Below are 26,546 nucleotides of genomic sequence, written 5' to 3'. Positions count from 1 at the left end.
TTTTTGCGTATGCACTGGCGTGAAAATGACGCGCTTCGAAGCGGGTTCAGGGTTACCAGAGCCCGCTGTCAGCGGGGCAAACCTGCCGGCAACAGGCTGAATATTTGCGATCCGTTGGAACTAACTACACTGGGGTATCTCTATCATGGCAGCGGTCGCTTCAGGCTGGGCATTGTAAGGTGCGCGCCGCCTGATTAGACTGCGCCGAATTTCGTACGCTAAGCCCTTGTTAAGGACGTATATGATCAAGAAATGCTTGTTCCCGGCAGCCGGCTATGGCACACGCTTCCTGCCAGCTACCAAGGCCATGCCCAAGGAAATGCTGCCAGTGGTAAACAAGCCACTGATCCAGTATGGCGTCGAGGAGGCACTGGATGCCGGCCTGAGCGAGATCTCCATCGTGACCGGTCGTGGCAAGCGCGCGCTTGAAGACCACTTCGACATCAGCTATGAGCTGGAAAACCAGATCAAAGGTACCGACAAGGAAAAATACCTGGTCGGTATTCGCCGTCTGCTCGACGAGTGCTCGTTCTCGTACACCCGTCAGACCGAAATGAAAGGCCTGGGCCATGCCATCCTGACCGGCCAACCGCTGATCGGCGACGAGCCGTTTGCGGTCGTGCTGGCGGATGACCTGTGTGTCAACCTCGACGGCGACGGCGTGCTGCAGCAGATGGTCAAGCTGTACAACCAGTTCCGCTGCTCGATCGTTGCCATTCAGGAAGTCGATCCGCAGGAAACCAATAAGTACGGCGTTATCTCTGGCGAGATGATCCGCGACGACATCTACCGTGTTAACAGCATGGTCGAGAAACCAGCACCGGAAGATGCCCCGTCGAACCTGGCCATCATCGGCCGCTACATCCTGACCCCGGACATCTTCCAGAAGATCCGTGAAACCGAGCCAGGCAAAGGCGGCGAGATTCAGATCACCGACGCGCTGATGAAGCAGGCGCAGGAAGGCTGTGTGATTGCCTACAAGTTCAAGGGCAAGCGCTTTGACTGCGGTGGCGCCGAAGGCTACATCGAGGCGACCAACTTCTGCTTCGAGAACTTCTACAAGGCTGGCAAGGCTTACTAAGCCTGCAGGCTTGCAGCCCGTATGAAAAACAGCCACCCTCTTGGGTGGCTTTTTTGTGGAGTCTGGATTGTGACTTACGATTTTGATCTGTTCGTGATTGGTGCCGGTTCCGGCGGTGTGCGTGCCGCGCGATTCGCGGCGGGTTTTGGCGCCAGGGTCGCTGTGGCCGAGAGCCGCTACCTGGGCGGTACCTGTGTCAATGTGGGCTGCGTGCCGAAAAAGCTGATGGTGTATGCGGCCCACGTCGCTGACGAAATGGAGCAGGCTGCCGGCTTCGGCTGGACGCTGGAAGAGGGGCACTTCGACTGGGGCACGCTGATTGCCAACAAGAATCGCGAAATCGAGCGGCTCAATGGCATTTACCGCAACTTGCTGGTCAACAGTGGGGTGACCCTGCTTGAAGGCCATGCGCGACTGACGGGCGCCAATGAAGTCGAAATAGACGGTCAGCGCTACTCAGCCAAGCATATCCTCATCGCTACCGGCGGTTGGCCGCAGGTGCCGGACATCCCTGGCAAAGATCTGGCGATCACATCCAACGAGGCGTTCTTCCTCAAGCAGCTGCCCAAGCGCATTCTGGTTGTCGGCGGCGGCTACATCGCGGTCGAGTTTGCCGGCATTTTCCAAGGGCTTGGCAGCGCCACCAGCCTGCTTTATCGCGGCGACTTGTTCCTGCGCGGCTTCGACGGCTCGGTGCGCACTCATCTCAAGGACGAATTGGACAAGCGCGGCGTTGACCTGCAGTTCAATAGCGACATTCAACGGATCGATCAGCAGGCAGATGGCAGCCTCAAGGCCACCCTCAAAGATGGCCGTGAGCTGCTCACCGACTGCGTGTTCTACGCGACAGGCCGCCGGCCGATGCTGGACAACCTTGGCCTGGAACACACGGGTGTGGAACTCGACGAGCGTGGCTTCGTGCGTGTCGATGATCAGTACCAGACCACTGAGCCTTCTATTCTGGCAATTGGTGATGTCATCGGTCGAGTCCAGCTCACCCCTGTGGCGCTGGCTGAAGGCATGGCCGTTGCGCGGCGTCTGTTCAAACCGGAGCAGTACCGACCGGTGGATTACCGGAACATCCCCACCGCGGTGTTCAGTCAACCGCCGATTGGTACGGTTGGGCTGACCGAGGAACAGGCCATTGAGGCGGGTCACAAGGTGCGAATTTTCGAAAGCCGCTTCCGAGCAATGAAGCTGACCCTCACCGAGATTCAGGAGAAGACCCTGATGAAGTTGGTGGTGGACGCCGATACCGACAAGGTGCTGGGTTGTCACATGGTCGGGCCAGACGCGGGAGAGATCATTCAAGGCCTGGGTATTGCGCTCAAGGCAGGCGCGACCAAGGCGCAATTTGACGAGACTATTGGCGTGCACCCTACAGCGGCCGAAGAGTTTGTAACCATGCGCACGGCAATGCGCTGATCCTGCTGGTGGGGTCAGGGGCCGACCTGCCATCTGGAGGGGGCAAGCCGGCACACTCAGGTCGACCTCAGCGTGCAGTCCTGGAGCGGTTTCCGCGGCCTTGGCAGCCAGTCGGCGGCGGTCGACTTCGAGTTGCGGTTGCGGTTGCGCTGCCAGCCGAGCACAAAACGACGGTCAGTGCAGGTGCTAGCGCAGCTCGAAGATGCCAGCGGTGGTGGCGCAACTGATCACCTGCAACTTGCCGGCGAATCAAGTGCTACGGGCCTGGTGGTGCGTCTGATGCGCAGTGATGGCGGCTTGCTGCAGTTGGGCACCACTCGGCATAACTTGGCCAGAGTGCGACCTGGGGACGACTTTGTGCGGATAGGCCTGCGTGCGGCGTATGTGCAGATTGCGCAGAGCGTTCGGCCCTGAGTGGCTAGGGCGCGTGCCACTGTGCTGCTTTCCTATGGATGAAAAGATCTATCGGAATGAGCTGCTTATAGCCAAAACCAATCAGCAGCATGAGCTTTGCCAATGAGCCATCGCCGGTTCAGGTGGTTAGTATTCTCCCCGTCAACCACTTCTTAATCCCATGACGGAGCTTCTCTCATGCCTATCATCAACAGCCAGGTCAAACCGTTCAACGCTACTGCCTTCCACAACGGCGAATTCGTTCAGGTCAGCGAAGCCGACCTGAAAGGCAAGTGGGCTGTCGTGTTCTTCTACCCAGCTGACTTCACCTTCGTCTGCCCGACCGAACTGGGCGACCTGGCCGACAACTACGCCGAGTTCCAGAAGCTGGGCGTGGAAATCTACGGTGTGTCGACCGACACCCACTTCACCCACAAAGCCTGGCATGACACTTCGGAAACCATCGGCAAGATCAAGTACCCGCTGATCGGTGACCCGACCCACGTCATCTCGCGCAACTTCGACGTGCTGATCGAAGAAGCAGGCATGGCTGATCGCGGTACCTTCGTGATCAACCCAGAAGGCCAGATCAAGATCGTCGAAATCAACGACGGTGGTGTAGGCCGCGACGCCAGCGAGCTGCTGCGCAAGGTCAAAGCTGCCCAGTACGTTGCCGCTCACCCAGGCGAAGTCTGCCCGGCCAAGTGGAAAGAAGGCGAAGCCACCCTGGCACCATCGCTGGACCTGGTTGGCAAGATCTAAGATCGTGCGCCAGTCGCGGGCGGTGAACAGCCGCCATAGCTGAAGTCATCACCGCCCCGCCAAACGCCCGGGCACTTTTGCCTGGGCGTTTTTGTTTACCCTGATTGCTCAAGGAATCGCCCGTATGTTGGACGCCACGCTTAAATCGCAACTGAAAACCTACCTGGAGCGGGTCACCCAGCCGATCGAGATCGTAGCCTCCCTCGACGACGGTGCGAAGTCCCGCGAAATGCACGACCTGCTGGTGGAAATTGCCGGCCTGTCGGACCTGATTACCTTGAATAAGGACGGCAGCGACACGCGCCGGCCCTCGTTCTCGCTGAACCGCCCGGGTGCTGATATCAGCCTGCGCTTTGCAGGCATCCCCATGGGCCACGAATTTACCTCACTGGTGCTGGCACTGCTGCAAGTCGGCGGCCATCCGTCCAAGGCCAGTGCCGAAGTGATCGAGCAGATCCAGGCGCTGCAAGGCGACTTCACTTTTGAAACCTACTTCTCGCTGTCGTGCCAGAACTGCCCGGACGTAGTCCAGGCGTTGAACCTGATGGCGGTGCTCAACCCGAATGTGAAACACGTGGCCATCGACGGTGCGTTGTTCCAGGACGAAGTTGAAGCACGCAAGGTCATGGCCGTGCCGAGCATCTACCTCAACGGCGAAGTGTTTGGCCAGGGCCGCATGGGCCTGGAAGAGATTCTTGGCAAGATCGACACCAGCTCTGGCACACGCCAGGCCGAGAAGATCAACGCCAAAGACGCTTTCGATGTGCTGGTGGTGGGCGGTGGCCCCGCCGGCGCCGCAGCTGCAATCTATGCTGCGCGCAAAGGCATCCGTACCGGCGTTGCCGCCGAGCGTTTCGGCGGCCAGGTGCTCGACACCATGGCGATCGAGAACTTCATCTCGGTGCAGGAAACCGAAGGGCCAAAACTGGCCTCGGCGCTGGAAGAGCACGTCAAACAGTACGACGTCGACATCATGAACCTGCAGCGCGGTGAGGCATTGATCCCGGCTGCTGGTGGCGGCCTGCACGAAGTGCGGCTGGCCAGCGGCGCTTCGCTGAAGGCCAAGACCGTGATCCTTGCCACCGGTGCACGCTGGCGCGAGATGAACGTGCCTGGCGAGCAGCAGTACCGCGCCCGCGGTGTTGCCTACTGCCCGCACTGCGATGGCCCGCTGTTCAAGGGCAAGCGCGTGGCGGTGATCGGTGGCGGCAACTCAGGGGTGGAAGCGGCCATCGACCTCGCCGGTATCGTCGCTCAGGTGACATTGATTGAGTTCGACAGCCAGCTGCGTGCCGATGCGGTGTTGCAGCGCAAACTGCACAGCCTGGCCAACGTCAAGGTGATCACCAGTGCGCTGACCACCGAAGTGTTGGGGGATGGCGAAAAGGTCAACGGCCTTCGTTACAAGGACCGCAACAGCGATGAGCTGCATGACATCGCGCTGGAAGGGATCTTTGTACAGATCGGCCTGCTGCCCAACACCGATTGGCTCAAAGGCACGGTCGAGCTGTCGCCGCGTGGCGAGATCATCGTCGACGCCAAGGGCCAGACCAACATCCCTGGTGTGTTCGCTGCCGGGGACGTCACCACCGTGCCGTACAAGCAGATCGTGATTGCGGTGGGCGAGGGTGCCAAGGCCTCGCTGTCCGCCTTCGATCACCTGATCCGCAGCTCGGCGCCGGCCTGACGTAGACGCCTGCTGCGCTGGCTGGGTTCAGCCTTCCAGCAGGGCCAGGCGTTCTTCCAGTGCTGCAATTCGTGCCTCCAGCGCGCTGATACGTTCTTCAGCGATGCTAGGGGCCGAATTGCGTTCAGCGCCGCCTTGCTGGCGCGCCGCAAGAATAGCCTCGATCTCTGCCGGATCACCCAGCGCGTGGGTATAGCGGTCTTCCCGCTGGCCAGCCTGACGCGGCAGGTGAACCGCTAGCTCACGTGAAATCAAGCGCTCGAGCTGATGCTGGACCTGCTGGTCATCCTCGAACTCATGCAAGCGATTGCTGCGGGTCAACAACTCGTTGATCGTCTGCGGCCCGCGCAAAAACATCAAACCCATCAGCACCAGCTGCGCGGGCACCAGTTCCAGCGCCTTGTCGACGCGTTGCTCCCAGCGGTCGGCGCGACTGCCCATCTGCAGTTTGGTAAAACCACGCCCTTCGAGCGCCCGCAGCGCCTGGCCAACCTGGCCCTGAGAGAGGTTCATCACCGGTTCGCGGCTGGTTTTCTGGTTACAGGCAACCACTAGCGCGTTGAGGGTCAGGGGGTAGGTTTCAGGGCTGGTGGCCTGCTTTTCGATCAGCGATCCGAGGATGCGGATCTCGGTGCTGTTGAAGCGGCCTTCACTGGGGTTGTGTTGTTCTGACATGGCCCTGTCTCGTTGCGAGGAAAGGCCACTAGCCTAGGTAAAGCGGCGCCGTTAAGCAATTGCCAGCGGCGCCGCCTTATCACTCAGGCTGCGCGTCGCTCCTGGGCCTCACAGGCGGCGGCGGTGAAGATCACATCGGTCGAAGAATTCAGCGCCGTTTCAGCCGAGTCCTGCAGCACACCGATGATGAAACCGACGGCGACCACCTGCATGGCGATTTCACTGGGGATGCCGAACAGGCTGCACGCCAGTGGGATCAGCAACAGAGAACCACCGGCTACGCCCGATGCGCCGCAGGCACACACCGCAGCCACTACGCTGAGGAGCACGGCAGTGGGCAGATCGATACTGATGCCCAAGGTATGCACGGCCGCCAGGGTCAGCACGGTGATGGTGATCGCCGCGCCGGCCATGTTGATGGTTGCGCCAAGCGGGATCGAGACCGAGTAAGTATCTTCATGCAGGCCGAGTTTTTCCGACAGTGCCAGGTTGACCGGGATGTTGGCGGCCGAGCTGCGGGTGAAGAACGCCGTGATTCCGCTCTCGCGCAGGCACATCAGCACCAGCGGGTAGGGGTTGCGGCGGATCTTCCAGAACACGATCAGCGGGTTCATCACCAGCGCGACAAACAGCATGCAGCCGATCAGTACCGCCAGCAGGTGCAGGTAGCCAAGCAGGGCGCTCAGCCCCGACTGGGCCAGGGTCGCTGCGACCAGGCCGAAGATCCCCAGCGGCGCAAAACGAATGACCACGCGCACAATATAAGTCACCGCATTGGACAGGTCGTCGACTACAGTGCGGGTGGCCTCGCTGGCATGGCGCAGGGCGATCCCCAGGCCGATGGCCCAGGTCAGTACGCCGATGAAATTGGCATTGAGCAGCGCCGCTACTGGATTATCGACAGCGCTGAGCAGCAGGTTCTGCAGCACTTCGGTGATACCGCCCGGAGCGCTCAGCGACGCCTCACTGGCGCTGAGCAGCAGGGTCGAGGGGAACAGCATGCTGGCGATCACGGCGACCACGGCTGCGCCAAAGGTGCCCAGCAGGTACAGCCACAGGATCGGCCGGATATGGGTTTGCTGGCCGTGCTTGTGGTTGGCGATCGAGGCCATCACCAACACGAACACCAGCACGGGCGCTACCGCTTTGAGCGCACTGACGAAAACCTTGCCGAGAAACGCCAGGTCCAGCGCCACGGCAGGCGCGAGCAAGGCCAGGGCGATGCCGGCGATCAGGCCGATGACGATCTGGGTAACCAGGCTGGTGCGGGTGAACAGGCGAAGAACAGGCAGCATGTGCAGCGAATCTCAGGGATTTGGACGGGCGCGACTGTACCATAGACCAGCGCTCCCGGCCGCTACCTACCAGTGGAACAACTCTTTGCGCGCACCCTCGGTAATCGCGACGATCCCCGGGTGCTTGACCTTGCGCTCTACCGAGATCGCATAGAACGACTCGTTGACCGCCTCGGTATGGCCGATCAGCACCACTGCATATTGGCGGCACACCTCATCGGCAATCACGCTGGGCGCAACGAAAATGCCGCTGCCGGACTGACCGAAGGCCTGCATCAAGGCACTGTCATCGAACTCACCGACGATCCGCGGCTGCACCTGCTGCTCGGACAGCCAGCGCAGTAAGCGGCTGCGTACCACTGTCTCCTGACCTGGGATCAGCAACGGCGCATCATTCAGACAGGCCGGAAATGCACCCGAGTATTCTGCCGCCAGAGCTGGGGTGGCAAAAAAGCTCAAGCCGCATTCGCCGAGTTTCTGGCTGTAGCCTTTGATATCCAGATGGCTGGGCATGGGGCTGTCGGAAATCACCAGGTCCAGACGCTGGATGGCCAGGTCGGCCAGCAGCCGCTCGAGCTTGTCCTCCCGGCAATTGATGCGCAGGGCGCCGTCCAGCTCCATGGTCGGCGCCAGCAAGCGATAAACGATGGACTTGGGGACCACATCGGCAACGCCGACGCGGAATAGGATCTGCTCCTGCGGCCCGGCGCGCAGCATGGTCTCGAGCTCGCTGCCGATCTGGAACATCTGTTCGGCGTAGACCAGCGTCTGCCTGCCGCTCTCGGTCAGCTCAAGCTGACGCCCGACACGCTGGAACAATTCCAGACCATGGGTCTGCTCGAACAGGCTGATCTGCCCACTGATGGTTTGCGGCGTCAGATTCAGTTGCTCACTGGCGCGGGCAATACTGCCGGTGCGTGCGACTACCCAAAAATAATGCAGCTGCCGGTAATTGAGCATGGCTGTTTCCGGATTCGTAAAAAACGAAGTATAGCCGCTAAAAAAACGAATTTTCCGGATGTTTCCGCTTCATTAGAATGCCTTTCATCAGGCGCCACGTGCTGCCCGGACATGACAAGTGAGGATCCCATGCTACAACTGAAATCCATCGGTACCCCGTTGGTGCTTGCGCTGGCGCTGTTAAGCCTGGCCGGGTGCGATCAGGCTGAGAAATCTGCCCAGCAGGTGCTCGATCAGGCGGCGCAGTCTGCCAAGCAGGCCATCGACAAGACCAATGAAGCCGCTCAGCAAGCGTTGAATGACGTCATTGGCGGCGAGGGTGAGAAATCGGCCAAGCCCGCCGATGGCGAACGCAAGACCCAGGACATCTGACCCACAGCTGCGAACATAGCCCTAACATAGCCAGAAACAGGATTGATTCATGGAATATTTGCTGGAACTCGCCGCAAGCCCGACCGCCTGGGTAGCTTTGGCCACATTGGTGGCAATGGAAGTCGTGCTCGGTATCGACAACCTGATCTTCATCTCGATCCTGACCAACAAGCTGCCTGTCGAGTACCGCTCCAAGGCGCGCCGGATTGGTATCAGCATGGCGTTGATCATGCGCCTGGCGTTGCTCAGCACCGTTGCCTGGATCGTTCAGTTGACCGATCCGGTGATCGAGATCTTCGGCAATGCCTTCTCCTGGAAGGACATGATCCTGATCGCCGGTGGCCTGTTCCTGCTGTGGAAGGCAACCAAAGAGATCCACGAGAGTGTCGATCCGCACGGTGCCAAGCATGAGGCCACGGTCTCATCCACCGTGACCCTGGGCTTCGCCGCAGCGATCTTCCAGATTCTGCTGCTGGATATCGTGTTCTCGGTCGACAGCATCATCACCGCAGTTGGCATGACCGAGCACTTGCCGATCATGATCATCGCTGTGGTGGCAGCTGTTATCGTGATGATGGTGGCCGCCGATCCGCTTGCCAACTTCATCAACGACAACCCGACCGTCGTGATGCTGGCCTTGGGCTTCCTGATCATGATCGGTATGACCCTGATCGCCGAAGGTTTCGGTGCCCATGTGCCTAAAGGTTATGTATATGCAGCGATGGCGTTCTCGACTGCGATCGAGATGCTAAACATCTTTGCTCGCCGCGCTCGCCTCAAGCGTGAGGCTGCACAGGAGTAAGGTGCGCGGGGCGCTTGGCGCCCCATTCGCAATGGCAGTTTCATCAAGCGACCGCGTATGCTCTCAAGCTGCGCGGTTTTTTGTTTTGCGCTGACGCGATGTCAGTGCGCTGCAGCGGGCTGACGGGCGCGTTGCACGGGCAAGGGCTTGGCCTTGGCCTGAACCGGCAGTGGATGATGCGAATGCCTGCGGACTATGCGTAGAACGCCCCATAACATGGCAGCGGCCACACTCAGCCACATACCTACCAACAGCAGAATTCCCATAGTCAGGCTCATGTGTGCCTCCTTCTCTCAGGCTTGCCCCAGGCTTACCTTCCAGATACTTACTTAGTCTAGCGCTACCCTCATGACGTTCAATTGAGCTTAGGTCGAACCCTTGGTCCGATTTGTTACTAGCCTGCGTCGGGCTATTCCTGCGCGCGCGTCCGCCCTATGATCAGAGACCATCGCCGGATGCCAGACCGGCTTCAGACAAGTGAGTGTCCATGTTGCAAGCTTCCCGCAAGTCGTTGCTCAACCCTTCACAGCGCCTGCTCGCTGCATGCCTGCTAGCGGCCAATCTGGTTGGCTGCGCCGGCGCGCCTCCAGCAGATGTAAAAGGCTTGCCGCAGCGGGTCGAGATCAGCAGCGTGCCGTTCTTCCGCGGCAACGCCAATCACAGCGGCGCCATGGCGCTGGCGGTGATGCTCTCGCAGCAAGGCATTCGGATCACCCCGGGCTTGCTCGACAAGCCGCTGAAGCTGCCTGAAGCAGCCGAAGCGCTGGAAGCATCGATCCCGCCTGTGGCGCGTGATTACGGCATGCTGGTGTATCCGCTGGACAAGCGTCTGGATGCATTGCTCGCCCAGGTGGCGGCGGGCAACCCGGTGCTGCTGCGTTATCAAGAGGGTTCGGCGTGGTGGAGTGAGCCGCGCTATGCGGTACTGGTCGGCTATGACAGCTACAAGCAGCGGGTGCTGCTGCGTGCAGGCATGCAGCGGCGGCAGATGATGTCGTTCGACGCTTTTGCCAAGGCGTGGGCGGAGCAGGGTAGTTGGGCAGTGTTGATACAGCCACCGCAGCAACTGCCTGCACAGGTTGATCGCCAGCGCTGGTTGCAAGGCGCCGATGAACTGGCCCGGGCAGGGCAGGAAATGGCGGCCAGACAAGCCGTCAGCAGCCTCGGCCAGCCCTGAACGCAAACGGCCGGCGCTGATGGCCGGCCGTCTTCATCCGCTATGGATCAGAAGCCCAGACGATCGCGCAGGCTGTAATACCACGCACCCATGGCGCTGAATGGTACCCGCAGCAGTTGGCCACCCGGGAACGGGTAGTGCGGCAGGCCGGCGAATGCGTCAAAGCGTTCGGCCTGGCCGCGCAGCGCTTCGGCCAGGACCTTGCCCGCCAGGTGGGTGTAGGTCACGCCGTGGCCGGAGCAGCCTTGCGAGTAGTAGATGTTGTCGCCTATCCGGCCGACCTGAGGCAGACGCGACAGCGTCAGCAGGAAGTTGCCAGTCCAGGCGTAGTCGATCTTGACGTCCTTGAGCTGCGGGAATGCCTTGAGCATCTTCGGCCGGATGATCGCTTCGATGTTGGCCGGGTCGCGTGCGCCGTAGACCACGCCGCCGCCGAAGATCAGGCGCTTGTCGCCGGTCAGGCGGTAGTAGTCGAGCAGGTAGTTGCAGTCCTCGACGCAGTAGTCCTGCGGCAGCAGGGTACGTGCCAACTCATCGCTGAGTGGCTCGGTGGTGATCACCTGAGTACCGCATGGCATCGACTTCGAGGCCAGCTCCGGCACCAGGTTACCCAGATAAGCGTTGCCGGCAACGATGATGTACTTGGCGCGGATCTTACCCTGCGGGGTGTGCACGACAGGGTTGGCGCCGCGCTCGATGCGTATGGCTGGGGTTTGTTCATAGATCACGCCGCCTAGCGACTCGACCGCAGCCGCTTCGCCCAAGGCCAGGTTGAGCGGGTGAATATGGCCGCCGCTCATGTCGAGCATGCCGCCTATATAGCTTTCGCACGCGACCACTTCACGGATGCGCTTCTGGTCCATCAGCTCCAGTTGGGTGTGGCCATAGCGTTCCCACAGGCGTTTTTGCGATTCCAGGTGGGCCATCTGCTTGGGCGTGATGGCCGCGAATACGCCGCCGTCCTTGAGGTCGCACTGGATGTTGTACTTGGCTACGCGCTCGCGGATGATACGCCCGCCTTCGAAGGCCATCGCGCCCAGCAATTTTGCTTCGCGCGGGCCAACAGTGCGTTCGATCACGTCGATGTCACGGCTGTAGCTGTTGACGATCTGGCCACCGTTGCGGCCGGATGCACCAAAGCCAACCTTGGCAGCTTCGACGACGGTAACCTTGAAGCCGTTCTCCAGCAGGAACAGTGCGCTGGACAGGCCGGTATAGCCCGCACCGATTACGCAGATGTCGGTTTCCACCTCACCCAGCAGCGCCGGACGTGGCGGCACCGGGTTGGCCGAGGCGGCGTAGTAGGACTGTGGGTAGGGGGTATTAGCCATGCTCGAGAGACCTCGTGTTTTATATTTTTAACGAATGTACCGATGCTATCAATAATAATAAACACCCGCTAGTCGTACGGTAAAAATCCTTTACGCAGCGGTGGCGCGTGACTATTAGTAAATATTTTTATGATTCAGTGGCTTAGCGTGGAAAAAACAGTTGACAGGGTTTTTGGATTCCGTAGAATGCGCCCCACGACAGGCACATAGCTCAGTTGGTTAGAGCACCACCTTGACATGGTGGGGGTCGTTGGTTCGAGTCCAATTGTGCCTACCAAATCGAAAAGGGGTGATCCGTAAGGGTCACCCTTTTTTCATTTGCGCTGCCGTTGGTTGCTGATACTGGTGGTCGACGAGAGTCTCAGGGGCGTGCGCCAGAGTTCGCCGCTCGGTGGCGCAAAGGTTTTGATTTTCTTCAAAAAAAAGCTTTACAGGGGTGCGCTTCACTCGTAATATGCGCCCCACGACAGGCACATAGCTCAGTTGGTTAGAGCACCACCTTGACATGGTGGGGGTCGTTGGTTCGAGTCCAATTGTGCCTACCAAACTTGAAGAGGGCGATCCGAAAGGGTCGCCCTTTTTGCATTTGCTTAGCGCCTGAAACACCCTGCGGCAGCCTGCCCATCGGCGCTAGCCAGCCATCATGGTAGAATCCGCGCCTTCGATTCTGGAGTTAGACGCGTGCGTAAACTTGCGGTGGTAACAGCAATGCTGGCCTTGGCGGGCTGCAACAATGAAGTGGATGGCGTGCACAAACAGGTGGCCGAACACCTGAGTAATCCCAAGACCGCCAAATTCGCCAACGTGCGCTTTGATACCGATGGCTCGATCTGCGGTCAATTCCGTGGCAAGGACGCTGACGGCAAATTCGAGGCTTACCGCAGCTACGTTGCAATCAAGCGGGATGGCCAGTACCAGATCATCGTCGACGAAACCGGCGACGACCTGCGCATCCGCGAGATTTGTGGTGGTGCCGAGCTGCAGCGTCGCGCCGAAGCCCTGGCCGATCAGCCGGCGCCAGAGGGCTGGGATGTCGAGGTGGTGCAGGGGCCGAACATGGGGGCTCTGAGCGACATGACTGCGCGCCTTATAGAGAAGGGTATTCCCTCTTCGGTCGAGTACCGTGATGGCAAGCCGGTGGTGCTGCTGGGTCCATTCGCGACCAAAGAAGAGGCGCAGGCGCGCAAGGCCGATGTGATGGCGCGTCAAGGCACTGACTCTGTGGTGATCCAGCATGGCGCCCAGCGCTGATAAGTGACTGATGAGGCAGGTGGGCTGTGCCTGAACGCGATCGTTGGCTATGCTTGGCTAAGCGGGCGCTGAACAGGGAGGGGTCGCATGTCTACATTGGAACGGGCCATCGCTGTAGCCGCCAAAGCCCACGAGGGGCAGTACGACAAGGGTGGGGCGGCCTACATTCTTCATCCGCTGCGGGTGATGATGCGGGTGTCCACACCTGAGCAGCGCATTGTCGCTGTACTCCACGATGTACTCGAAGACACGTCCCTGACGGTATCAGACCTCGCTCTTGAGGGTTTCCCGCTGAAAATCCTCGCCGCCTTGCTCTCGCTGAGTCGACGTCCTGGCGAGAGCTATGAGGCGTTTGTGATTCGGGCAGGCGCTGACCCTCTGGCACGAGAGGTCAAGCTGGCTGATCTGGCCGATAACAGCGACCTTAGTCGCATCGCCTGCCCAGGTCCCGCTGACCTTGCCCGGCTCAGCCGCTATCAACATGCCAGTGCCTATCTGCAAACCTTGACTTGAACGCTGGCCTCGGTTGCGCTGTCTACTTTATCTGGCGCATTTACCCGCTTGGTCGGTAATATGCCCGACCTTGAAGCTGGGTAACTCAAGAGGTAGCAATGGATCGAGAAGGCCCTGCGGTGCGGGTCGAAGCGATGATCAGGCCCGACCGTCTTCAGGTTTTCCCGACTGATGCCTCGGAGCGTCTGCAACTGGCTCTCGACGCTGGCGCCATTATTGGTACCTGGCTGTGGGACATTCGCAACGACTGCGTGACGGCTGACGAGCGCTTCGCCCGCTCATTCGGGCTGTCTGCAGAACGCTGCACCAGCGGCATTCCGATCTCCGAGGCGTTCGCCTCCATCCACGAGCAAGACCGCGAACGGGTTGGCCGCGACATCGAACAGGCCATGGCTCGCGGTGGGCGCTTTCGCTGTGAATATCGTGTTCGCCAGGACGACGGCTGCTATCGCTGGGTAGAGGCCAATGGTCGCGCCGAGCTCGATGAGCAGGGCATGGCTGTGCGCTTTCCAGGCGTGCTGATGGACATTGAGGGGCGGCGTGTTGCCGAAGCTGAGCGCGATCGCGCAAACGCCTTGTTGCGCACGTTCACGGCGGCAGTGCCTGGCGTGGTGTACGCCAAGGACCGCCAGGGACGGATGCTGGTCGCCAACCACGGCACTACGCAGCTGATCGGCAAGCCTCCCGAGGTTTACCTCGGCAAGACCGACCTGGAATTTCTTGAAGACGAAGCGCAGGCGCGCCAGGTCATGGCGAACGACCAGCGCATCATGGACAGCGGTCAGGCTGAGCAGATTGAAGAGCGGGTCGACATGCCGGACGGTTCTGTAGCCGTATGGCTGTCGGTGAAGGCGCCGTTGCTGAGCGACGCCGGTGAAGTGATCGGTTTGATCGGCTCCTCGATGGATGTCACCGCGCGAAAGAACGCCGAATCCGCCTTGCTCGAGCTAAATCGTACGTTGGAAGCCCGCATCAGCGTCGCCGTTGCCGAGCGCGAGGCGGCTCAGGCTGCGCTGCGTCAGGCACAGAAGATGGAGGCTGTGGGCCAGCTGACCGGGGGTATCGCTCACGATTTCAACAATCTCCTGGCCGGCATCAGCGGTAGCCTCGACTTGATCAGGCTGCGTTTGAATCAGGGGCGCACGGCCGATCTGGAGCGTTACCTGGGCGTTGCTCATGGTGCCGCCCAGCGCGCCGCTGCCCTTACCCATCGCCTGCTCGCGTTCTCCCGTCGGCAGACGCTGGTGCCGGTCGAGACTGATGTGCATGCCTTGATTGGCGGCATGGAGGAGCTGATCCGGCGTACGGTCGGGCCGGCAATTAGCCTGAAGGTGGAGTTGGCAGCGCAGGCCAGTGCTTGTCTGGTCGACCCGGCGCAGGTTGAAAACGCCTTGCTCAATCTGTGTATCAATTCGCGCGATGCCATGCCGGGTGGCGGCAGGATTCTGATAAGCACTCGCGACCAGCGGCTGACGACTGGGTCCGAGCTTGATCCAGAGTTGAGCCCCGGCAACTACCTGAGCATTTGCGTGGCGGACAGTGGTACCGGCATGAGCGCCGAAGTGCTCGGCAAGGCCTTCGAGCCGTTCTTCACGACCAAGCCGGTTGGCGCCGGTACCGGGCTTGGCTTGTCGATGATCTATGGCTTTGCCAAGCAATCCGGTGGCCAGGTGAGGATCGAGTCAGAGCCGGGCAAAGGCACGCGGGTGCTGCTGCAGTTGCCGGGCCACACCACTGCGGTGGACGCCCCGCAGGCGCAACCTGGCGAGTGTGCCGAGCCCACGGCCGCAGCTGGCGAAACGGTTTTGGTGGTCGATGACGAGTCCTCCGTGCGCATGTTTGTCAGCGAAACCCTGGGCAGTTACGGCTATGTGGTGATCGAGGCGGCGGACAGCCTGGCAGGGTTGCAACTGCTGCGGTCGGACATCCGCATTGATCTGCTGGTGACCGACATCGGTTTACCCGGCGGGCTTGACGGGCGGCAGATGGCGGAGGCGGGCAGGCAATCGCGGCCTGACCTGCCGGTGTTGCTGATGACGGGCTATGCGCAGCCTGAAGTGCTCGATCGTCAGCCGCTGGAGTCGACTATGGCGATACTGACCAAGCCATTTGCTCTTGAGGCATTGACCTCGCAGGTCAATGCCTTGCTCAGGCCGCAAGCGGGCGATGCTACCGCCAAGGCTTGAGTCCCTGCTCAGTCTTCCTTGGGTACAGTCCAGAAGATCTGCACGCCGCCATCATCCCGGTAGGCAAGGGTGACGTTGTCGTTTTCAGCGATCTCTTCGAGTAGCGTTGCCCAGTCGTCCGGCAACTCGTGCTCCAGCCGAAAGATCAACGCAGACTTGCTGCGCTGGGCGGTAGGGCTGTTGATGATTTTCTGAATGCGCTCGCCCAGTTGTTGGTATGGGCTGGGGGTGGCTTGAGAGGCAGCGGCCATCGGGGTGTTCCTTGTTGTGCTGTATGTGCGTACAGTATTTCACTGCAGGCAATTTCGCAACAACCTCGTGAGCCTTGGCTCAAGTGACTGTCGCGGGCCATACAGCCCGCGACAGCGGTGAGCAAAGCGTTGCTCGGCTCAGGCAATCAACTGATCAATATTCCCAGAAGATCCGCTGCAGCTCTTTGCTGTCTTGGGTCTTGGTCATTGCGACCATCGCCAGAATCCGTGCTTTTTGCGGGTTCAGGTCGTGGGCGACGACCCAGTCATTCTTGTCATCCGGCTGCTCGGCGTTGCGCAGTACGAAACCGCCCTGGTTGACGTGGGAAGAGCGAATGATCTGCACGCCGTTTTTACGCAGCTCCTGCAGAGCCGGTACCACACGTGACGATACCGAGCCGTTGCCGGTGCCGGCATGAATCAGCGCCTTGGCGCCGTTTTGCGCAAGGGCCTTGTACGCGGTGTCGGTAACGTTGCCGTAGCCGTAGGCGATGTCTACGGCAGGCAGGCTGCTGATTTGCTTGATGTCGAACTCGGAGTTGGAGGTGTGACGCTTGGCTGGCAGGCGGAACCAGTACGATTTGCCTTCCACGACCATGCCCATCGGGCCCCAGGCGCTCTTGAACGCTTCGGTCTTGATGTTGATCGACTTGCTGACGTCACGGCCGGATTGGATTTCGTCGTTCATGGTCACCAGCACGCCTTTGCCGCGCGATTGCTTGTCGCTGGCGACGGCTACGGCGTTGTAAAGGTTGAGCATGCCGTCAGCCGACATTGCGGTGCCCGGGCGCATCGAACCGACCACTACGATTGGCTTGTCGGTCTTTTCTACCAGGTTGAGGAAGTAGGCGGTTTCTTCCAGGGTGTCAGTGCCGTGGGTGATAACGATGCCGTCGACGTCGTTGCTGTCAGCCAGCTCGGCGACGCGTTTGCCCAGCTTGAGCAGGTCGTCGTTGCTGATGCTTTCGGATGCGATCTGCATGACCTGCTCGCCGCGCACATTGGCCAGTTGAGCCAGCTCGGGTACGCCGGCGATCAATTTGTCGATGCCTACCTTGGCGGCCTGATAGGTAGCGCTGTTGGCGGCGCTGGCGCCGGCGCCGGCAATGGTGCCGCCGGTGGCGAGAATCACCACATTGGCGAGCTTTTGTTGCTGCTCGGCTTCTTTGGCAGAAACTGCAGTCGGCAGGATCAGCAGCAGGGCGAGGGCGCCCGGGGCAAATGTCTTCAGTGCGGTTTTCATCGTTATTGTTCTCTCGATCTTCCTGGTGAGATTTATATGTCGCACAGCTAAGCAGGCAGGTTTCATACCAACGCAGCGTCGAGTCTGGGTTGAGCCATTCCCGGCGGGAGTTCGCTCATATGCCGAGACAAATCCAGCGATGGGATGTATTCGGCTTACCGAACGGATACAGGTAAAGTTGTTCGGTTTTCCGTGGCCAATCCGCGTAACCTGCCGCTGGCCCCGGTTTGCCAAAACAGCGTCTCAGGGAATTGACAAAATCAGGGCTTGTTTCCATAGTGGCTTAACGCAAACGTTTGCGATCCGATAAAAAACACAAGATTCGGAGTCATCTCATGAAACTGCCGTTCCCCGGTCGTCTGCTGTCCCTCGCTATCGTCTCCTCGTTGGCGCTCGCACTGCCCCTGGCAGGTCAGGCTGAAGAAAAACCCAAGGTCGCTCTGGTCATGAAGTCGTTGGCCAATGAGTTTTTCCGCACCATGGAAGACGGCGCCAAGGCCTACCAAAAAGAGCACCCTAACGACTTCGACCTGGTAGCCAACGGCATCAAGGACGAGTCCGACACCAGCAACCAGATCCGCATCGTCGAGCAGATGATCGCCACTGGCGCCAACGCGCTGGTGATCGCGCCGGCTGACTCCAAGGCGCTGGTGCCGGTGATCAAGAAAGCCATGGATGCTGGCATCACCGTCATCAACATCGATAACCGCCTCGACCCCGAAGTGCTCAAGAGCAAAAATCTCAGCGTGCCCTTCGTTGGCCCTGACAACCGCAAGGGTGCCAGGCTGGTAGGCGACTATCTGGCCCAGCAAAAGCTCAAGCCAGGTGATCAGGTGGGTATTATCGAAGGCGTCTCCACCACTACCAACGCCCAACAGCGCACGGCTGGTTTCCAGGACGCCATGCAGGCGGCACAGATCAAGGTCGTTTCGGTGCAGTCTGGCAACTGGGAAATCGACAAGGGCAACGCGGTGGCGGCGGCCATGCTCAATGAGTATCCAGAGATCAAAGCGCTGTTGGCCGGCAACGACAGCATGGCGCTTGGGGCTGTCTCGGCTGTGCGTGCCGCAGGCAAGAAAGATCAGGTTCAGGTAGTCGGCTATGACAACATCAACGCCATCAAGCCGATGCTCAAAGATGGCCGCGTGCTCGCCACGCTCGATCAGGATGCCAAGAAGCAAGCCGTGTATGGCATCCAGGCTGCGCTGCAGTTGATCAAGGGCGAAACAACCGCTGTCGATGCCGACAATGTCATCCAAACCCCGGTTGAATTGATCACCAAGCCGTGATCCAGGCAGGAGACCCGGCCATGTCTGCATCGGCCACGCAAACGGTGCTCGCGGTCAGCGGGCTGGGCAAGAGCTACGCCCAGCCTGTGCTGGCTGACGTCGAGCTGGAGCTGTACGCCGGCGAAGTGCTGGCGCTGACCGGTGAGAACGGCGCCGGCAAAAGCACGCTATCGAAGTTGATCAGCGGCCTGGAAATTCCCACCGTTGGGCACATGAGCTACCTCGGCCAACCTTACAGCCCTGCCAGCCGCAGTGCGGCAGAGGGGCTTGGGGTGCGTATGGTGATGCAGGAGCTGAACCTGCTGCCCACCCTGACGGTTGCCGAGAACCTGTTTCTCGACAACCTGCCCAGCCGTCTCGGCTGGATCAATCACAAGCGCCTGCGCCAGTTGGCGGTCGCCGCTATGGCGCAGGTGGGCCTGGACGCGATTGACCCGGATACCCTGGTCGGTGAGTTGGGTATTGGCCATCAACAGATGGTCGAGATCGCCCGCAACCTGATTGGTGATTGCCGGGTGCTGATCTTCGACGAGCCTACGGCGATGCTCACTGCCCGCGAGGTCGAGCTGCTGTTTGTCCAGATCGAGCGCCTGCGTCAGCGCGGCGTGGCTATCGTGTACATATCCCATCGCCTTGAAGAGCTGCAGCGTGTGGCCCAGCGCATCGCGGTGCTGCGCGATGGCAAGCTGGTGTGCGCCGAGCCGATCCAACGTTACAACAGTGCCGAGCTGGTCAACCTGATGGTCGGTCGTGACGTGGGCGAGCATATCGACCTGGGCGGGCGCCAGATCGGCGCGCCGCTGCTCAAGGTCGACAAGCTCAGCCGTGCCGGCAAGGTGTGCGAGGTTTCATTCGAGGTGAGGGCAGGGGAGATCTTTGGTATCTCCGGCCTGATCGGCGCCGGCCGTACCGAACTGCTGCGGCTGATCTACGGCGCCGACCGCGCCGACAGCGGCAGCGTTGCCCTTGGTCAGCCGCCGCAGCCGATCACTGTCGACTCGCCCAAGGCCGCTGTGCGTGCTGGCATTGCATTGATTACTGAGGATCGCAAAGGTGAGGGGCTGCTGCTGACGCAGTCGATCAGCGCCAATATTGCCCTCGGTAACCTGGGCGCCGTGTCCCGTGCTGGGGTCATCAACAGCGCTGCCGAAACAGCCTTGGCCGAGCGCCAGATCAGCGCCATGCGCATTCGCAGCGCAAGCCCAGCGCAGGCTGTCAGTCAGTTATCCGGTGGCAATCAGCAAAAGGTGGTGATTGGCCGCTGGCTCGAGCGCGACTGCCAGGTACTGCTGTTCGACGAGCCAACCCGTGGTATCGACGTTGGCGCCAAGTTCGACATTTATGGCCTGCTTACCGAGTTGGCGCGCCAGGGCAAGGCGCTGGTGGTTGTTTCAAGTGACCTGCGCGAGCTGATGCTGATCTGCGATCGCATCGGTGTGCTCTCTGCGGGGCGCCTGATCGACACCTTCGAGCGCGATGCCTGGAGCCAGGATCAACTGCTTGCCGCGGCTTTCGCCGGTTATCAACAACGTGATGCTCTGCTGCATGAAGCAGCTCCCAGGATGGACCCATGAACAGCTCTCCCGTCGACACTCCCGCTCGCCGCAGCGGCACCTATCTGGGCCTGGGTACTTACCTGGGGCTGGCCGGCGCATTGCTGGCAATGATTGTGCTGTTCTCGTTTATGAGCAGCCATTTCTGGTCGTACGCAACCTTCAGTACCCTGGCCAACCAGATCCCCGATCTGATGGTGCTGGCAGTAGGCATGACGCTGGTGTTGATCATCGGTGGCATCGACCTGTCGGTGGGCTCGGTGCTGGCCTTGGCAGCCTCGGCGGTCAGCGTGGCAATTCTGGGGTGGGGCTGGAGCGTGTTGCCCGCTGCGCTGCTGGGCATGGCAGTCGCCGCCCTGGCTGGCAGCGTCACTGGCTGCATTACCGTGGCCTGGCGTATTCCATCCTTTATCGTCTCGCTCGGTGTGCTGGAAATGGCCCGTGGCCTGGCCTATCAGTTCACTGATTCGCGCACGGCCTATATCGGCGATGCCTACGCCTGGTTTTCCAATCCAGTAGCATTTGGCATCTCGCCAGCCTTCATCATCGCCTTGCTGGTCATCGTCGTTGCCCACCTTGTACTGACACGCACAGTGTTCGGCCGTTACCTGATCGGCATTGGTACCAATGAAGAAGCTGTACGCCTGGCCGGGATCGACCCGCGGCCCTACAAGATCATGGTGTTCACCCTGATGGGCCTGCTCGCCGGCCTCGCCGCGCTGTTCCAGATTTCTCGTCTGGAGGCCGCCGACCCGAACGCCGGTGCTGGCCTTGAACTGCAGGTGATTGCCGCCGTGGTGATCGGCGGTACCAGCCTGATGGGCGGGCGCGGCTCAGTGATCAGTACATTCTTCGGGGTGCTGATCATTTCGGTGCTGGCCGCCGGGCTGGCTCAGATCGGCGCTTCCGAACCAACCAAGCGCATTATCACCGGGGCGGTCATTGTGATTGCCGTGGTGCTCGACACTTATCGCAGCCGGCGCGCGAGCCGGCGGAACTGAAACCATGGCAACCATCAAAGATGTCGCGGCAATGGCGGGGATTTCCTACACCACCGTTTCCCATGTGCTGAACAAGACCCGTCCGGTCAGCGAACAGGTGCGCCTGAAGGTCGAGGCGGCCATCGCCGAACTCGACTACGTGCCCAGTGCCGTAGCCCGCTCGCTCAAGGCGCGCAGTACCGCCACTATCGGCCTGTTGGTGCCTAGCAGCGTCAACCCGTACTTTGCCGAGCTGGCCCGGGGCATCGAGGATGGCTGCGAGCGTAATGGCTACTGCGTGATCCTGTGCAACTCCGACGACAATCCGCAAAAGCAGCGCAGCTACCTGCGCGTATTGCTGGAAAAGCGCATTGATGGCCTGGTGGTAGCGTCAGTCGGTGAAGACAGTGACTTGCTGCAGAGCCTGGCCTGTGTGCGCACGCCGATGGTCATCGTCGACCGCGCGCTGGAGGGCGTAGATGCCGACCTGGTGCGGATCGACCACGAACAAGGCGCTTACCTCGCCACCCGTCACCTGCTCGAGCTCGGCCACCGCGACATCGCCTGTATTGGCGGGCCAGCCGAGACCGGGGTCAGCCAGTTGCGCGTGGCCGGTTTTCATCGGGCTATGGCCGAGGCGCAGGCTGAGGTCAGCGCAGCACGTGTGTTGCACTGTGATTTCACCAGCCCAGGCGGCCACGCTGCTGCGGCGCAGTTGCTTGACGGCCGGCGGCCCACGGCGATTTTTGCCGGCAACGACATGATCGGCTTTGGCGTCCTGCGCGCGGCCGCCGAGCGCAATATCAGCGTGCCTGGCGAGCTGTCGGTGATCGGTTTCGATGACATCGAGCTCAGTCGCTACGTATACCCGCCGCTGACCACTGTAGGCCAGTCGATTCGCGAGCTCGGCGAGAGTGCTGCCGAATTGCTGCTGTCGCGCATCGCCAGGCCGCGGCACGACGCCCCGGCCGAGCAGCGCATCATCGCCCCGCGCATCATCATGCGCGAATCTACCGGGCCACGCCCGGACCTGTTCAATGATTACCGCTAAGGACTTCCCATGCATGCCAAGGTAGTAGTGGTCGGCAGCCTCAACATGGACCTGGTGGCCCGCGCCGAGCGCTTGCCGCGAGCCGGCGAGACGCTGACCGGCGACGGTTTTTTCACGGTGCCCGGCGGCAAGGGCGCCAACCAGGCGGTGGCCGTGGCGCGCCTCGGCGCCAGCGTGGCCATGATCGGCAATGTCGGTGATGACGCCTATGGCTCGCAGCTGCTACAAGCGCTGCAGGTCGAAGGCGTTGATTGTCAGGCAGTGGCTAGCTGCGCGGGTGTTTCCAGCGGAGTGGCGCTGATCGTGGTGGACGCTGCCAGCCAGAACGCAATCGTGGTGATCCCCGGTGCCAACGGCCTGCTCAGCGCCGAGTCGGTGCGGCGCGCTGACAGCTTGTTGCAGGCTGCTGATATCGTCATCTGCCAACTGGAAGTGCCCCAGGCAACGGTCGCGTGGACCTTGGCCCGAGCCCGTGAGTTGGGCAAGACGGTGATTCTCAATCCTGCCCCCGCTACCGGCCCGCTGCCGGCAGACTGGTTTACCAACATTGACTACCTCGCGCCCAACGAAAGCGAGGCCCAGGCCTTGACCGGCATTGCGGTGAGCGATCAGGACAGCGCCCGCCGCGCTGCCGAGCAGTTACTCGCGTTCGGGGTCGGCAAGGTGATCATGACCCTCGGTAGCGAGGGTGCTTTGGTGGTGAGCGCGCAAGGCTGCCAGCACTATCCGGCAACGCCGGTCAAAGCGCTCGACACCACTGCGGCCGGTGACACCTTTATCGGTGGCTTTGCCGCTGGCTTGGCGCGTGGGCTGAGTGAGGCTGAGGCGATCACCCTCGGTCAGCGCGCGGCCGCCATATCGGTCACTCGTGCGGGTGCGCAGCCCTCGATTCCCTATCTGGCGGAGCTGCAGCCATGAAAAAGACCGCTCTGCTCAATATTGCTCTGTCGCGCACGATTGCCGGTCTGGGTCATGGCGACATCGTGGTGATCGGTGATGCCGGCTTGCCGGTGCCGGTTGGCGTGGAATTGATCGACCTGGCCATTACCTCGGGCTTGCCGGACTTTGCCAGTGTACTGCGGGTGGTGCTGAGCGAAATGCAGGTCGAACGGCATGTCTTGGCGGCCGAGCTGTTCGAGGTCGCGCCACCGGCGTTGGCTGAAATCCAGCAGCTCAGCGCGCTGGGCTTGCTCGGCGTTCGCGAGCAGATGCCGCACAGTGAGTTCAAGCTGCTGAGTCGTCAGGCCAAGGTCATTGTGCGCACCGGGGAGTGCAAGCCATTCAGCAATATCGCATTGGTCGCTGGCGTCACGTTTTGACCTGTTGGCTTCGATCCGCCGTGGCGCGGCCTGAATTTGCAAACTGTTGGCGCAGGAGTGCCTTATGTTGAAGAAACTGCTGCAAGGAGCCGTCCTCATGGCCGCTGTAACCACCTCGGCGCTGCACGCCGCCCCGCGCGAGTTGATCATCGACACCGACCCTGGTGCCGATGACCTGGTGGCGCTATTTTTGGCGATGGCATCACCCGGGGAGCTGAACATTCGCGCGATCACCACGGTTGCCGGCAACGTGCGCCTGGAGAAAACCGCCCGCAACGCGCGTCTGGCCCGTGAGTGGGCTGGGCGCGAAGACATACCGGTCTACGCCGGTGCTGGGCGACCTTTGGTGCGCGCGCCCATCTACGCCGCTGAGGTTCACGGCGAGGAGGGCATTACCGGCGTGCAGGTGCATGAGCCAAAGCAAAGCTTGGCCGCGGGCAATGCGGTGCAGTATCTGGTCGATACCCTGAGCGCAGCCAAGCCACACAGCATCACCATCGCCATGCTTGGGCCGCAGACCAACCTGGCCTTGGCGCTGATCCAGCAGCCAGGGATCGCCCAAGGCATCAAGGAAGTCGTGGTCATGGGCGGCGCCCACTTCAATGGCGGAAACATCACGCCAGTCGCTGAATTTAATCTGTACGCGGACCCGCATGCCGCTGAGGTGGTGTTGGCCAGTGGCGTCAAGCTCACCTATCTGCCTCTGGATGTCACCCACAAGCTGCTGACCAGCGATGCTCGGCTCAAGCAGTTGAGCGCAGTCAACAACCGAGCCAGCAAGCAGGTCGTGGACATCCTCAACGCCTACATTCAGCATGACATGCAGCTCTACGGCATGCCCGGCGGGCCGGTACATGATGCGAGCGTCATTGCTTATCTGCTCAAGCCAGAGATGTTCAGCGGGCGGCAGATCCACATGAGTGTCGACAGTCGCGAAGGCCCGACCTTCGGTCAGACCGTTGCCGACTGGTATGGCGTGCTCAAGCAGCCCGCCAACGTCATGTGGGTAGAGGAGGGCGATGCCCAGGGCTTGTTCGATCTGCTCAGCGAGCGGCTGGCTCGATTGCCATAGCTGCAGCCTGGGGCGCGTAGCGCTCCAGCACTTGCTCTATAAAGCTGCGGGAGCCTTCGTTGCCGAGTTCGTGTACCAGCAGGTCCACGGCAATCAACATCAGCTCCTCGGCGGTGCCTGGTGCGTACGAGCGATGGCCCGCGGGTAAGTGGACCTGGATGTCGGCATCGATGCTGAGGCTGCGCATTGGAAATTTCTCGTTGGTTCGGACTATAGATCGAACACCGGGCCCTGGCGTTCGTAGGGAGGCATGCTGCACTCCACTTATTGCAGTAAATCATGCCTTTGCGTCAAGAGCCCTGCGACTTAGGCATAACAGTCCGTGCGCGACAAACTATTTATTCGGTGCAAAACCCGGTGACGATTGCTGTTTCCCCTCGCGGGCGCGAGTCAGGCACACTTGGGCGTTTTGCAACGAATATTGCGCACTACTGTCGCATACAGCAGTTCCCATGATGATTAGGAGGATTCATGTTCCGTACCCGTGCTTCTCTGGCAACCGTACTGGTAGCTGTTGCGCTGGCTGGTTGCAGCACTGGCAGCGCGCCGGGCGGTGACAGCAGCGCACCGGCAGCCTCGGCTGGCAACGATGGCCGCTGTAACGCCAGCGGCGCTGACTTCACCGTAGGCAAACCGGGCACACCCGAGCTGCTTGAGCAGGCGCGCAAAGCCAGCGGCTCGCAAATGGCCCGCATCCTCAAGCCGCACGATATGGTCACCCTGGAGTACCGCTCCGAGCGACTCAACCTCAATGTTGACGAGCAGGGTAACGTCGTCCGCGTCAACTGCGGCTGATTTGCTCTTTAATGGTCGCTGGCGCCATGGGCGGCGGCGACCAATCTGTAAAATTCAGGCATAAAAAAACCCGCCACGAGGGCGGGTTTTTTTACAGCATCCGAATTACTCCGGACGAACCTGTGCAGCCTGCATACCCTTCTGGCCTTTTTCGGCAACGAAGGAAACAGTCTGGCCTTCTTTCAGGCTCTTGAAGCCGTCGGATTCGATGGCTTTGAAGTGTACGAACAGGTCGTCGCCGCCGCCTTGAGGAGTGATGAAGCCGAAGCCTTTTTCATCGTTGAACCACTTGACGGTGCCGGTTTGGCGATTGGACATGGGGTGAATCTCCAGAAACGTAATTTTTTATCGGTGCAGATGTAGCCGAAGCTGCGTGCGCCAGGTACATCATAGTCTAATTCTGCGCGTGTCGCGCCTTTTAACTGCGAAGAAAACTGATACAGCGCAAATAAAGGCTCGGAAGCCCGCTGTTAGGCGGTCAACCTTTCGTCGTGCACGCCTGTTTTACCACAGTTTGAGCCTTTTGCATCAATTTCGCGTCAACACCGTCCTTGCTGTCGAGGTCTTCGATCTCAGCCTTGCTGAAATTCTTCTCGATTGCCTGGGCACCACACTTGCAGTGGGTGTCGGCGTCCTTGGCGCTGACGCCTTGCTGGGTGGCCACCTGCACGCATTGCTGCATGTAGGCGTCTTTCTTGCCGGCTGGCCAGTCGGCTTGGGCCGCCATGGGCAGCAGCAGTGCCCCCGCGGCGGTCAGGGCCAGAAGAGACTGAAGTCGCATAACCAGACACTCCCTTGATATAGGTCTGATGAAAATCGGATGCATCAGCAAATCTGATAGGCTTTTTTACTCACAGTTCACCGGATTTACGCATTTACCAAATATTCGTGCCTGGCCGCTAACCTGCGTGCTAGCATGCTCGGCTTGCAGTTGCCCAGAGGCAGCCAGCAGCTATCTTTCTATTTCCAGTCACTCTGGTTCGCCCCTGACAAGCCGACAGGCTTCTGCCACTGTGAGGCAGGCTTCCTCTATTAAGGAAGGCAGGTCGGATCTTGTACTGGCTCATCCCAACCCACGTGACC

The 26,546-nt window shown here is 60.5% G+C and carries 29 protein-coding genes and 2 tRNA genes; 21 read left to right on the top strand and 10 right to left on the bottom strand.

What is annotated here, in order from left to right; translation table 11 throughout:
- Positions 1-241: 241 nt before the first annotated feature.
- From galU to ahpF, 5 genes are all read left to right on the top strand, one after another.
- Positions 242-1,081 carry a UTP--glucose-1-phosphate uridylyltransferase GalU gene (galU, locus tag CXQ80_RS14565; RefSeq protein ID WP_101320675.1) on the top strand — a complete coding sequence of 280 codons (840 nt, stop codon included), beginning with the start codon at positions 242-244 and terminating at the stop codon, positions 1,079-1,081.
- Between the two features lie 69 nt (positions 1,082-1,150).
- Positions 1,151-2,506, top strand: coding sequence for a glutathione-disulfide reductase (gorA, locus tag CXQ80_RS14560; protein ID WP_101320673.1), 1,356 nt, complete (start codon positions 1,151-1,153; stop codon positions 2,504-2,506).
- A gap of 33 nt (positions 2,507-2,539) precedes the next feature.
- Positions 2,540-2,920: a fimbrial protein gene (locus tag CXQ80_RS14555; RefSeq protein ID WP_371918938.1), complete on the top strand. Its 381-nt coding sequence runs from the start codon at positions 2,540-2,542 to the stop codon at positions 2,918-2,920.
- A 177-nt stretch (positions 2,921-3,097) separates the two neighbouring features.
- Complete coding sequence (ahpC, locus tag CXQ80_RS14550) at positions 3,098-3,661, top strand: alkyl hydroperoxide reductase subunit C (RefSeq protein WP_101320669.1); 564 nt, start codon at positions 3,098-3,100, stop codon at positions 3,659-3,661.
- A 124-nt stretch (positions 3,662-3,785) separates the two neighbouring features.
- Positions 3,786-5,348 carry an alkyl hydroperoxide reductase subunit F gene (gene ahpF, locus CXQ80_RS14545; RefSeq protein WP_101320667.1) on the top strand — a complete coding sequence of 521 codons (1,563 nt, stop codon included), beginning with the start codon at positions 3,786-3,788 and terminating at the stop codon, positions 5,346-5,348.
- 27 nt (positions 5,349-5,375) lie between these two features.
- Here ahpF and CXQ80_RS14540 read toward each other — a convergent pair whose 3' ends face one another.
- The 3 genes from CXQ80_RS14540 to nhaR form a co-directional block, all read right to left on the bottom strand.
- Complete coding sequence (locus tag CXQ80_RS14540) at positions 5,376-6,023, bottom strand: YceH family protein (RefSeq protein ID WP_101320665.1); 648 nt, start codon at positions 6,021-6,023, stop codon at positions 5,376-5,378.
- Between the two features lie 83 nt (positions 6,024-6,106).
- Positions 6,107-7,318, bottom strand: coding sequence for a serine/threonine transporter SstT (gene sstT, locus CXQ80_RS14535; RefSeq protein WP_101320663.1), 1,212 nt, complete (start codon positions 7,316-7,318; stop codon positions 6,107-6,109).
- Between the two features lie 66 nt (positions 7,319-7,384).
- The gene (gene nhaR, locus CXQ80_RS14530; protein ID WP_101320661.1) at positions 7,385-8,278 is read right to left on the bottom strand and encodes a transcriptional activator NhaR; all 894 of its coding nucleotides are present in this window, start codon (positions 8,276-8,278) and stop codon (positions 7,385-7,387) included.
- A 129-nt stretch (positions 8,279-8,407) separates the two neighbouring features.
- On the opposite strand from nhaR, the gene CXQ80_RS14525 reads away from it, so the two are divergent.
- Together CXQ80_RS14525 and CXQ80_RS14520 are read left to right on the top strand one after the other, a co-directional pair.
- Positions 8,408-8,650, top strand: coding sequence for a hypothetical protein (locus CXQ80_RS14525; protein WP_101320659.1), 243 nt, complete (start codon positions 8,408-8,410; stop codon positions 8,648-8,650).
- 49 nt (positions 8,651-8,699) lie between these two features.
- Positions 8,700-9,452 carry a TerC family protein gene (locus CXQ80_RS14520; RefSeq protein ID WP_101320657.1) on the top strand — a complete coding sequence of 251 codons (753 nt, stop codon included), beginning with the start codon at positions 8,700-8,702 and terminating at the stop codon, positions 9,450-9,452.
- A gap of 101 nt (positions 9,453-9,553) precedes the next feature.
- Here the strand turns inward: CXQ80_RS14520 and CXQ80_RS24830 are convergent, their stop codons facing one another.
- Complete coding sequence (locus CXQ80_RS24830; RefSeq protein WP_178080773.1) at positions 9,554-9,730, bottom strand: hypothetical protein; 177 nt, start codon at positions 9,728-9,730, stop codon at positions 9,554-9,556.
- Positions 9,731-9,939: 209 nt separating this feature from the next.
- Between CXQ80_RS24830 and CXQ80_RS14515 the strand changes: the two genes are divergently transcribed.
- Complete coding sequence (locus CXQ80_RS14515) at positions 9,940-10,629, top strand: peptidase C39 family protein (RefSeq protein WP_101320654.1); 690 nt, start codon at positions 9,940-9,942, stop codon at positions 10,627-10,629.
- 47 nt (positions 10,630-10,676) lie between these two features.
- Here the strand turns inward: CXQ80_RS14515 and CXQ80_RS14510 are convergent, their stop codons facing one another.
- The gene (locus CXQ80_RS14510) at positions 10,677-11,960 is read right to left on the bottom strand and encodes an FAD-binding oxidoreductase (protein ID WP_101320652.1); all 1,284 of its coding nucleotides are present in this window, start codon (positions 11,958-11,960) and stop codon (positions 10,677-10,679) included.
- Positions 11,961-12,160: 200 nt separating this feature from the next.
- Between CXQ80_RS14510 and CXQ80_RS14505 the strand changes: the two genes are divergently transcribed.
- From CXQ80_RS14505 to CXQ80_RS14485, 5 genes are all read left to right on the top strand, one after another.
- Positions 12,161-12,237: transfer RNA gene (locus CXQ80_RS14505), tRNA-Val, on the top strand.
- Positions 12,238-12,428: 191 nt separating this feature from the next.
- Positions 12,429-12,505: transfer RNA gene (locus tag CXQ80_RS14500), tRNA-Val, on the top strand.
- Positions 12,506-12,641: 136 nt separating this feature from the next.
- Positions 12,642-13,211, top strand: coding sequence for an SPOR domain-containing protein (locus CXQ80_RS14495; RefSeq protein ID WP_101320650.1), 570 nt, complete (start codon positions 12,642-12,644; stop codon positions 13,209-13,211).
- Between the two features lie 87 nt (positions 13,212-13,298).
- Positions 13,299-13,724, top strand: coding sequence for a GTP pyrophosphokinase (locus CXQ80_RS14490; protein WP_101320648.1), 426 nt, complete (start codon positions 13,299-13,301; stop codon positions 13,722-13,724).
- 134 nt (positions 13,725-13,858) lie between these two features.
- A complete protein-coding gene (locus CXQ80_RS14485; protein WP_256585776.1) occupies positions 13,859-15,910 on the top strand; it encodes a PAS domain-containing sensor histidine kinase in 2,052 nt (683 codons plus the stop codon).
- An 8-nt stretch (positions 15,911-15,918) separates the two neighbouring features.
- On the opposite strand, the gene CXQ80_RS14480 is transcribed toward CXQ80_RS14485, so the two are convergent.
- Both CXQ80_RS14480 and CXQ80_RS14475 read right to left on the bottom strand, forming a co-directional pair.
- Positions 15,919-16,161 carry a DUF1654 domain-containing protein gene (locus CXQ80_RS14480; protein ID WP_101320644.1) on the bottom strand — a complete coding sequence of 81 codons (243 nt, stop codon included), beginning with the start codon at positions 16,159-16,161 and terminating at the stop codon, positions 15,919-15,921.
- Between the two features lie 154 nt (positions 16,162-16,315).
- Positions 16,316-17,404, bottom strand: a complete 1,089-nt coding sequence (locus CXQ80_RS14475) for an asparaginase (RefSeq protein ID WP_101320642.1) — start codon at positions 17,402-17,404, stop codon at positions 16,316-16,318.
- 335 nt (positions 17,405-17,739) lie between these two features.
- Here CXQ80_RS14475 and CXQ80_RS14470 point away from each other — a divergent pair, with 335 nt between their 5' ends.
- The 7 genes from CXQ80_RS14470 to CXQ80_RS14440 all read left to right on the top strand — a co-directional run bounded on the left by CXQ80_RS14470 (position 17,740) and on the right by CXQ80_RS14440 (position 24,668).
- Positions 17,740-18,693: a sugar ABC transporter substrate-binding protein gene (locus CXQ80_RS14470; protein ID WP_101320640.1), complete on the top strand. Its 954-nt coding sequence runs from the start codon at positions 17,740-17,742 to the stop codon at positions 18,691-18,693.
- A gap of 20 nt (positions 18,694-18,713) precedes the next feature.
- Complete coding sequence (locus tag CXQ80_RS14465; protein WP_101320638.1) at positions 18,714-20,267, top strand: sugar ABC transporter ATP-binding protein; 1,554 nt, start codon at positions 18,714-18,716, stop codon at positions 20,265-20,267.
- On the top strand, positions 20,264-21,247 hold the full coding sequence (locus CXQ80_RS14460; protein ID WP_101320636.1) for an ABC transporter permease: 984 nt from the start codon (positions 20,264-20,266) through the stop codon (positions 21,245-21,247). The genes CXQ80_RS14465 and CXQ80_RS14460 overlap by 4 nt, the downstream gene beginning before the upstream one ends.
- Before the next feature lie 4 nt (positions 21,248-21,251).
- Positions 21,252-22,277 (top strand): LacI family DNA-binding transcriptional regulator, encoded by a 1,026-nt coding sequence (locus CXQ80_RS14455; RefSeq protein WP_101320634.1) that lies wholly within the window; start codon positions 21,252-21,254, stop codon positions 22,275-22,277.
- Between the two features lie 9 nt (positions 22,278-22,286).
- Positions 22,287-23,195 (top strand): ribokinase, encoded by a 909-nt coding sequence (rbsK, locus tag CXQ80_RS14450; RefSeq protein ID WP_101320632.1) that lies wholly within the window; start codon positions 22,287-22,289, stop codon positions 23,193-23,195.
- Positions 23,192-23,596 (top strand): D-ribose pyranase, encoded by a 405-nt coding sequence (gene rbsD / locus CXQ80_RS14445; RefSeq protein WP_101320630.1) that lies wholly within the window; start codon positions 23,192-23,194, stop codon positions 23,594-23,596. The genes rbsK and rbsD overlap by 4 nt, the downstream gene beginning before the upstream one ends.
- A 64-nt stretch (positions 23,597-23,660) precedes the next feature.
- Positions 23,661-24,668: a nucleoside hydrolase gene (locus tag CXQ80_RS14440; RefSeq protein ID WP_101320628.1), complete on the top strand. Its 1,008-nt coding sequence runs from the start codon at positions 23,661-23,663 to the stop codon at positions 24,666-24,668.
- Here the strand turns inward: CXQ80_RS14440 and CXQ80_RS14435 are convergent.
- Positions 24,640-24,855 (bottom strand): hypothetical protein, encoded by a 216-nt coding sequence (locus tag CXQ80_RS14435; protein ID WP_101320626.1) that lies wholly within the window; start codon positions 24,853-24,855, stop codon positions 24,640-24,642. The two genes, CXQ80_RS14440 and CXQ80_RS14435, sit on opposite strands and share 29 nt — an antisense overlap.
- Positions 24,856-25,139: 284 nt before the next feature.
- Here CXQ80_RS14435 and CXQ80_RS14430 point away from each other — a divergent pair, with 284 nt between their 5' ends.
- Positions 25,140-25,463 carry an I78 family peptidase inhibitor gene (locus CXQ80_RS14430; RefSeq protein WP_101320624.1) on the top strand — a complete coding sequence of 108 codons (324 nt, stop codon included), beginning with the start codon at positions 25,140-25,142 and terminating at the stop codon, positions 25,461-25,463.
- Between the two features lie 105 nt (positions 25,464-25,568).
- Here CXQ80_RS14430 and CXQ80_RS14425 read toward each other — a convergent pair whose 3' ends face one another.
- Both CXQ80_RS14425 and CXQ80_RS14420 read right to left on the bottom strand, forming a co-directional pair.
- On the bottom strand, positions 25,569-25,781 hold the full coding sequence (locus tag CXQ80_RS14425; RefSeq protein WP_003179963.1) for a cold-shock protein: 213 nt from the start codon (positions 25,779-25,781) through the stop codon (positions 25,569-25,571).
- 160 nt (positions 25,782-25,941) lie between these two features.
- Positions 25,942-26,244: a hypothetical protein gene (locus CXQ80_RS14420; RefSeq protein WP_101320622.1), complete on the bottom strand. Its 303-nt coding sequence runs from the start codon at positions 26,242-26,244 to the stop codon at positions 25,942-25,944.
- Positions 26,245-26,546: the final 302 nt, after the last annotated feature.

Origin of the sequence: Pseudomonas sp. 02C 26 (genome assembly GCF_002843585.1) — a bacterium.
In the GTDB taxonomy this organism is placed as follows: Bacteria; Pseudomonadota; Gammaproteobacteria; order Pseudomonadales; family Pseudomonadaceae; genus Aquipseudomonas; species Aquipseudomonas shirazensis.
The sequence above is the reverse complement of the archived record's forward strand: the minus strand, read 5'-3'. Positions and strand labels throughout refer to the sequence as shown.

Coding starts and splice junctions, on each gene's coding strand:
- galU (WP_101320675.1), top strand. CDS start 242: ATGATCAAGAAATGCTTGTTCCCGGCAGCCGGCTATGGCACACGCTTC.
- ahpC (WP_101320669.1), top strand. CDS start 3,098: ATGCCTATCATCAACAGCCAGGTCAAACCGTTCAACGCTACTGCCTTC.
- ahpF (WP_101320667.1), top strand. CDS start 3,786: ATGTTGGACGCCACGCTTAAATCGCAACTGAAAACCTACCTGGAGCGG.
- CXQ80_RS14540 (WP_101320665.1), bottom strand. CDS start 6,023: ATGTCAGAACAACACAACCCCAGTGAAGGCCGCTTCAACAGCACCGAG.
- sstT (WP_101320663.1), bottom strand. CDS start 7,318: ATGCTGCCTGTTCTTCGCCTGTTCACCCGCACCAGCCTGGTTACCCAG.
- nhaR (WP_101320661.1), bottom strand. CDS start 8,278: ATGCTCAATTACCGGCAGCTGCATTATTTTTGGGTAGTCGCACGCACC.
- CXQ80_RS14525 (WP_101320659.1), top strand. CDS start 8,408: ATGCTACAACTGAAATCCATCGGTACCCCGTTGGTGCTTGCGCTGGCG.
- CXQ80_RS14520 (WP_101320657.1), top strand. CDS start 8,700: ATGGAATATTTGCTGGAACTCGCCGCAAGCCCGACCGCCTGGGTAGCT.
- CXQ80_RS24830 (WP_178080773.1), bottom strand. CDS start 9,730: ATGAGCCTGACTATGGGAATTCTGCTGTTGGTAGGTATGTGGCTGAGT.
- CXQ80_RS14515 (WP_101320654.1), top strand. CDS start 9,940: ATGTTGCAAGCTTCCCGCAAGTCGTTGCTCAACCCTTCACAGCGCCTG.
- CXQ80_RS14510 (WP_101320652.1), bottom strand. CDS start 11,960: ATGGCTAATACCCCCTACCCACAGTCCTACTACGCCGCCTCGGCCAAC.
- CXQ80_RS14490 (WP_101320648.1), top strand. CDS start 13,299: ATGTCTACATTGGAACGGGCCATCGCTGTAGCCGCCAAAGCCCACGAG.
- CXQ80_RS14485 (WP_256585776.1), top strand. CDS start 13,859: ATGATCAGGCCCGACCGTCTTCAGGTTTTCCCGACTGATGCCTCGGAG.
- CXQ80_RS14480 (WP_101320644.1), bottom strand. CDS start 16,161: ATGGCCGCTGCCTCTCAAGCCACCCCCAGCCCATACCAACAACTGGGC.
- CXQ80_RS14475 (WP_101320642.1), bottom strand. CDS start 17,404: ATGAAAACCGCACTGAAGACATTTGCCCCGGGCGCCCTCGCCCTGCTG.
- CXQ80_RS14470 (WP_101320640.1), top strand. CDS start 17,740: ATGAAACTGCCGTTCCCCGGTCGTCTGCTGTCCCTCGCTATCGTCTCC.
- CXQ80_RS14465 (WP_101320638.1), top strand. CDS start 18,714: ATGTCTGCATCGGCCACGCAAACGGTGCTCGCGGTCAGCGGGCTGGGC.
- CXQ80_RS14460 (WP_101320636.1), top strand. CDS start 20,264: ATGAACAGCTCTCCCGTCGACACTCCCGCTCGCCGCAGCGGCACCTAT.
- CXQ80_RS14455 (WP_101320634.1), top strand. CDS start 21,252: ATGGCAACCATCAAAGATGTCGCGGCAATGGCGGGGATTTCCTACACC.
- rbsK (WP_101320632.1), top strand. CDS start 22,287: ATGCATGCCAAGGTAGTAGTGGTCGGCAGCCTCAACATGGACCTGGTG.
- rbsD (WP_101320630.1), top strand. CDS start 23,192: ATGAAAAAGACCGCTCTGCTCAATATTGCTCTGTCGCGCACGATTGCC.
- CXQ80_RS14440 (WP_101320628.1), top strand. CDS start 23,661: ATGTTGAAGAAACTGCTGCAAGGAGCCGTCCTCATGGCCGCTGTAACC.
- CXQ80_RS14435 (WP_101320626.1), bottom strand. CDS start 24,855: ATGCGCAGCCTCAGCATCGATGCCGACATCCAGGTCCACTTACCCGCG.
- CXQ80_RS14430 (WP_101320624.1), top strand. CDS start 25,140: ATGTTCCGTACCCGTGCTTCTCTGGCAACCGTACTGGTAGCTGTTGCG.
- CXQ80_RS14425 (WP_003179963.1), bottom strand. CDS start 25,781: ATGTCCAATCGCCAAACCGGCACCGTCAAGTGGTTCAACGATGAAAAA.
- CXQ80_RS14420 (WP_101320622.1), bottom strand. CDS start 26,244: ATGCGACTTCAGTCTCTTCTGGCCCTGACCGCCGCGGGGGCACTGCTG.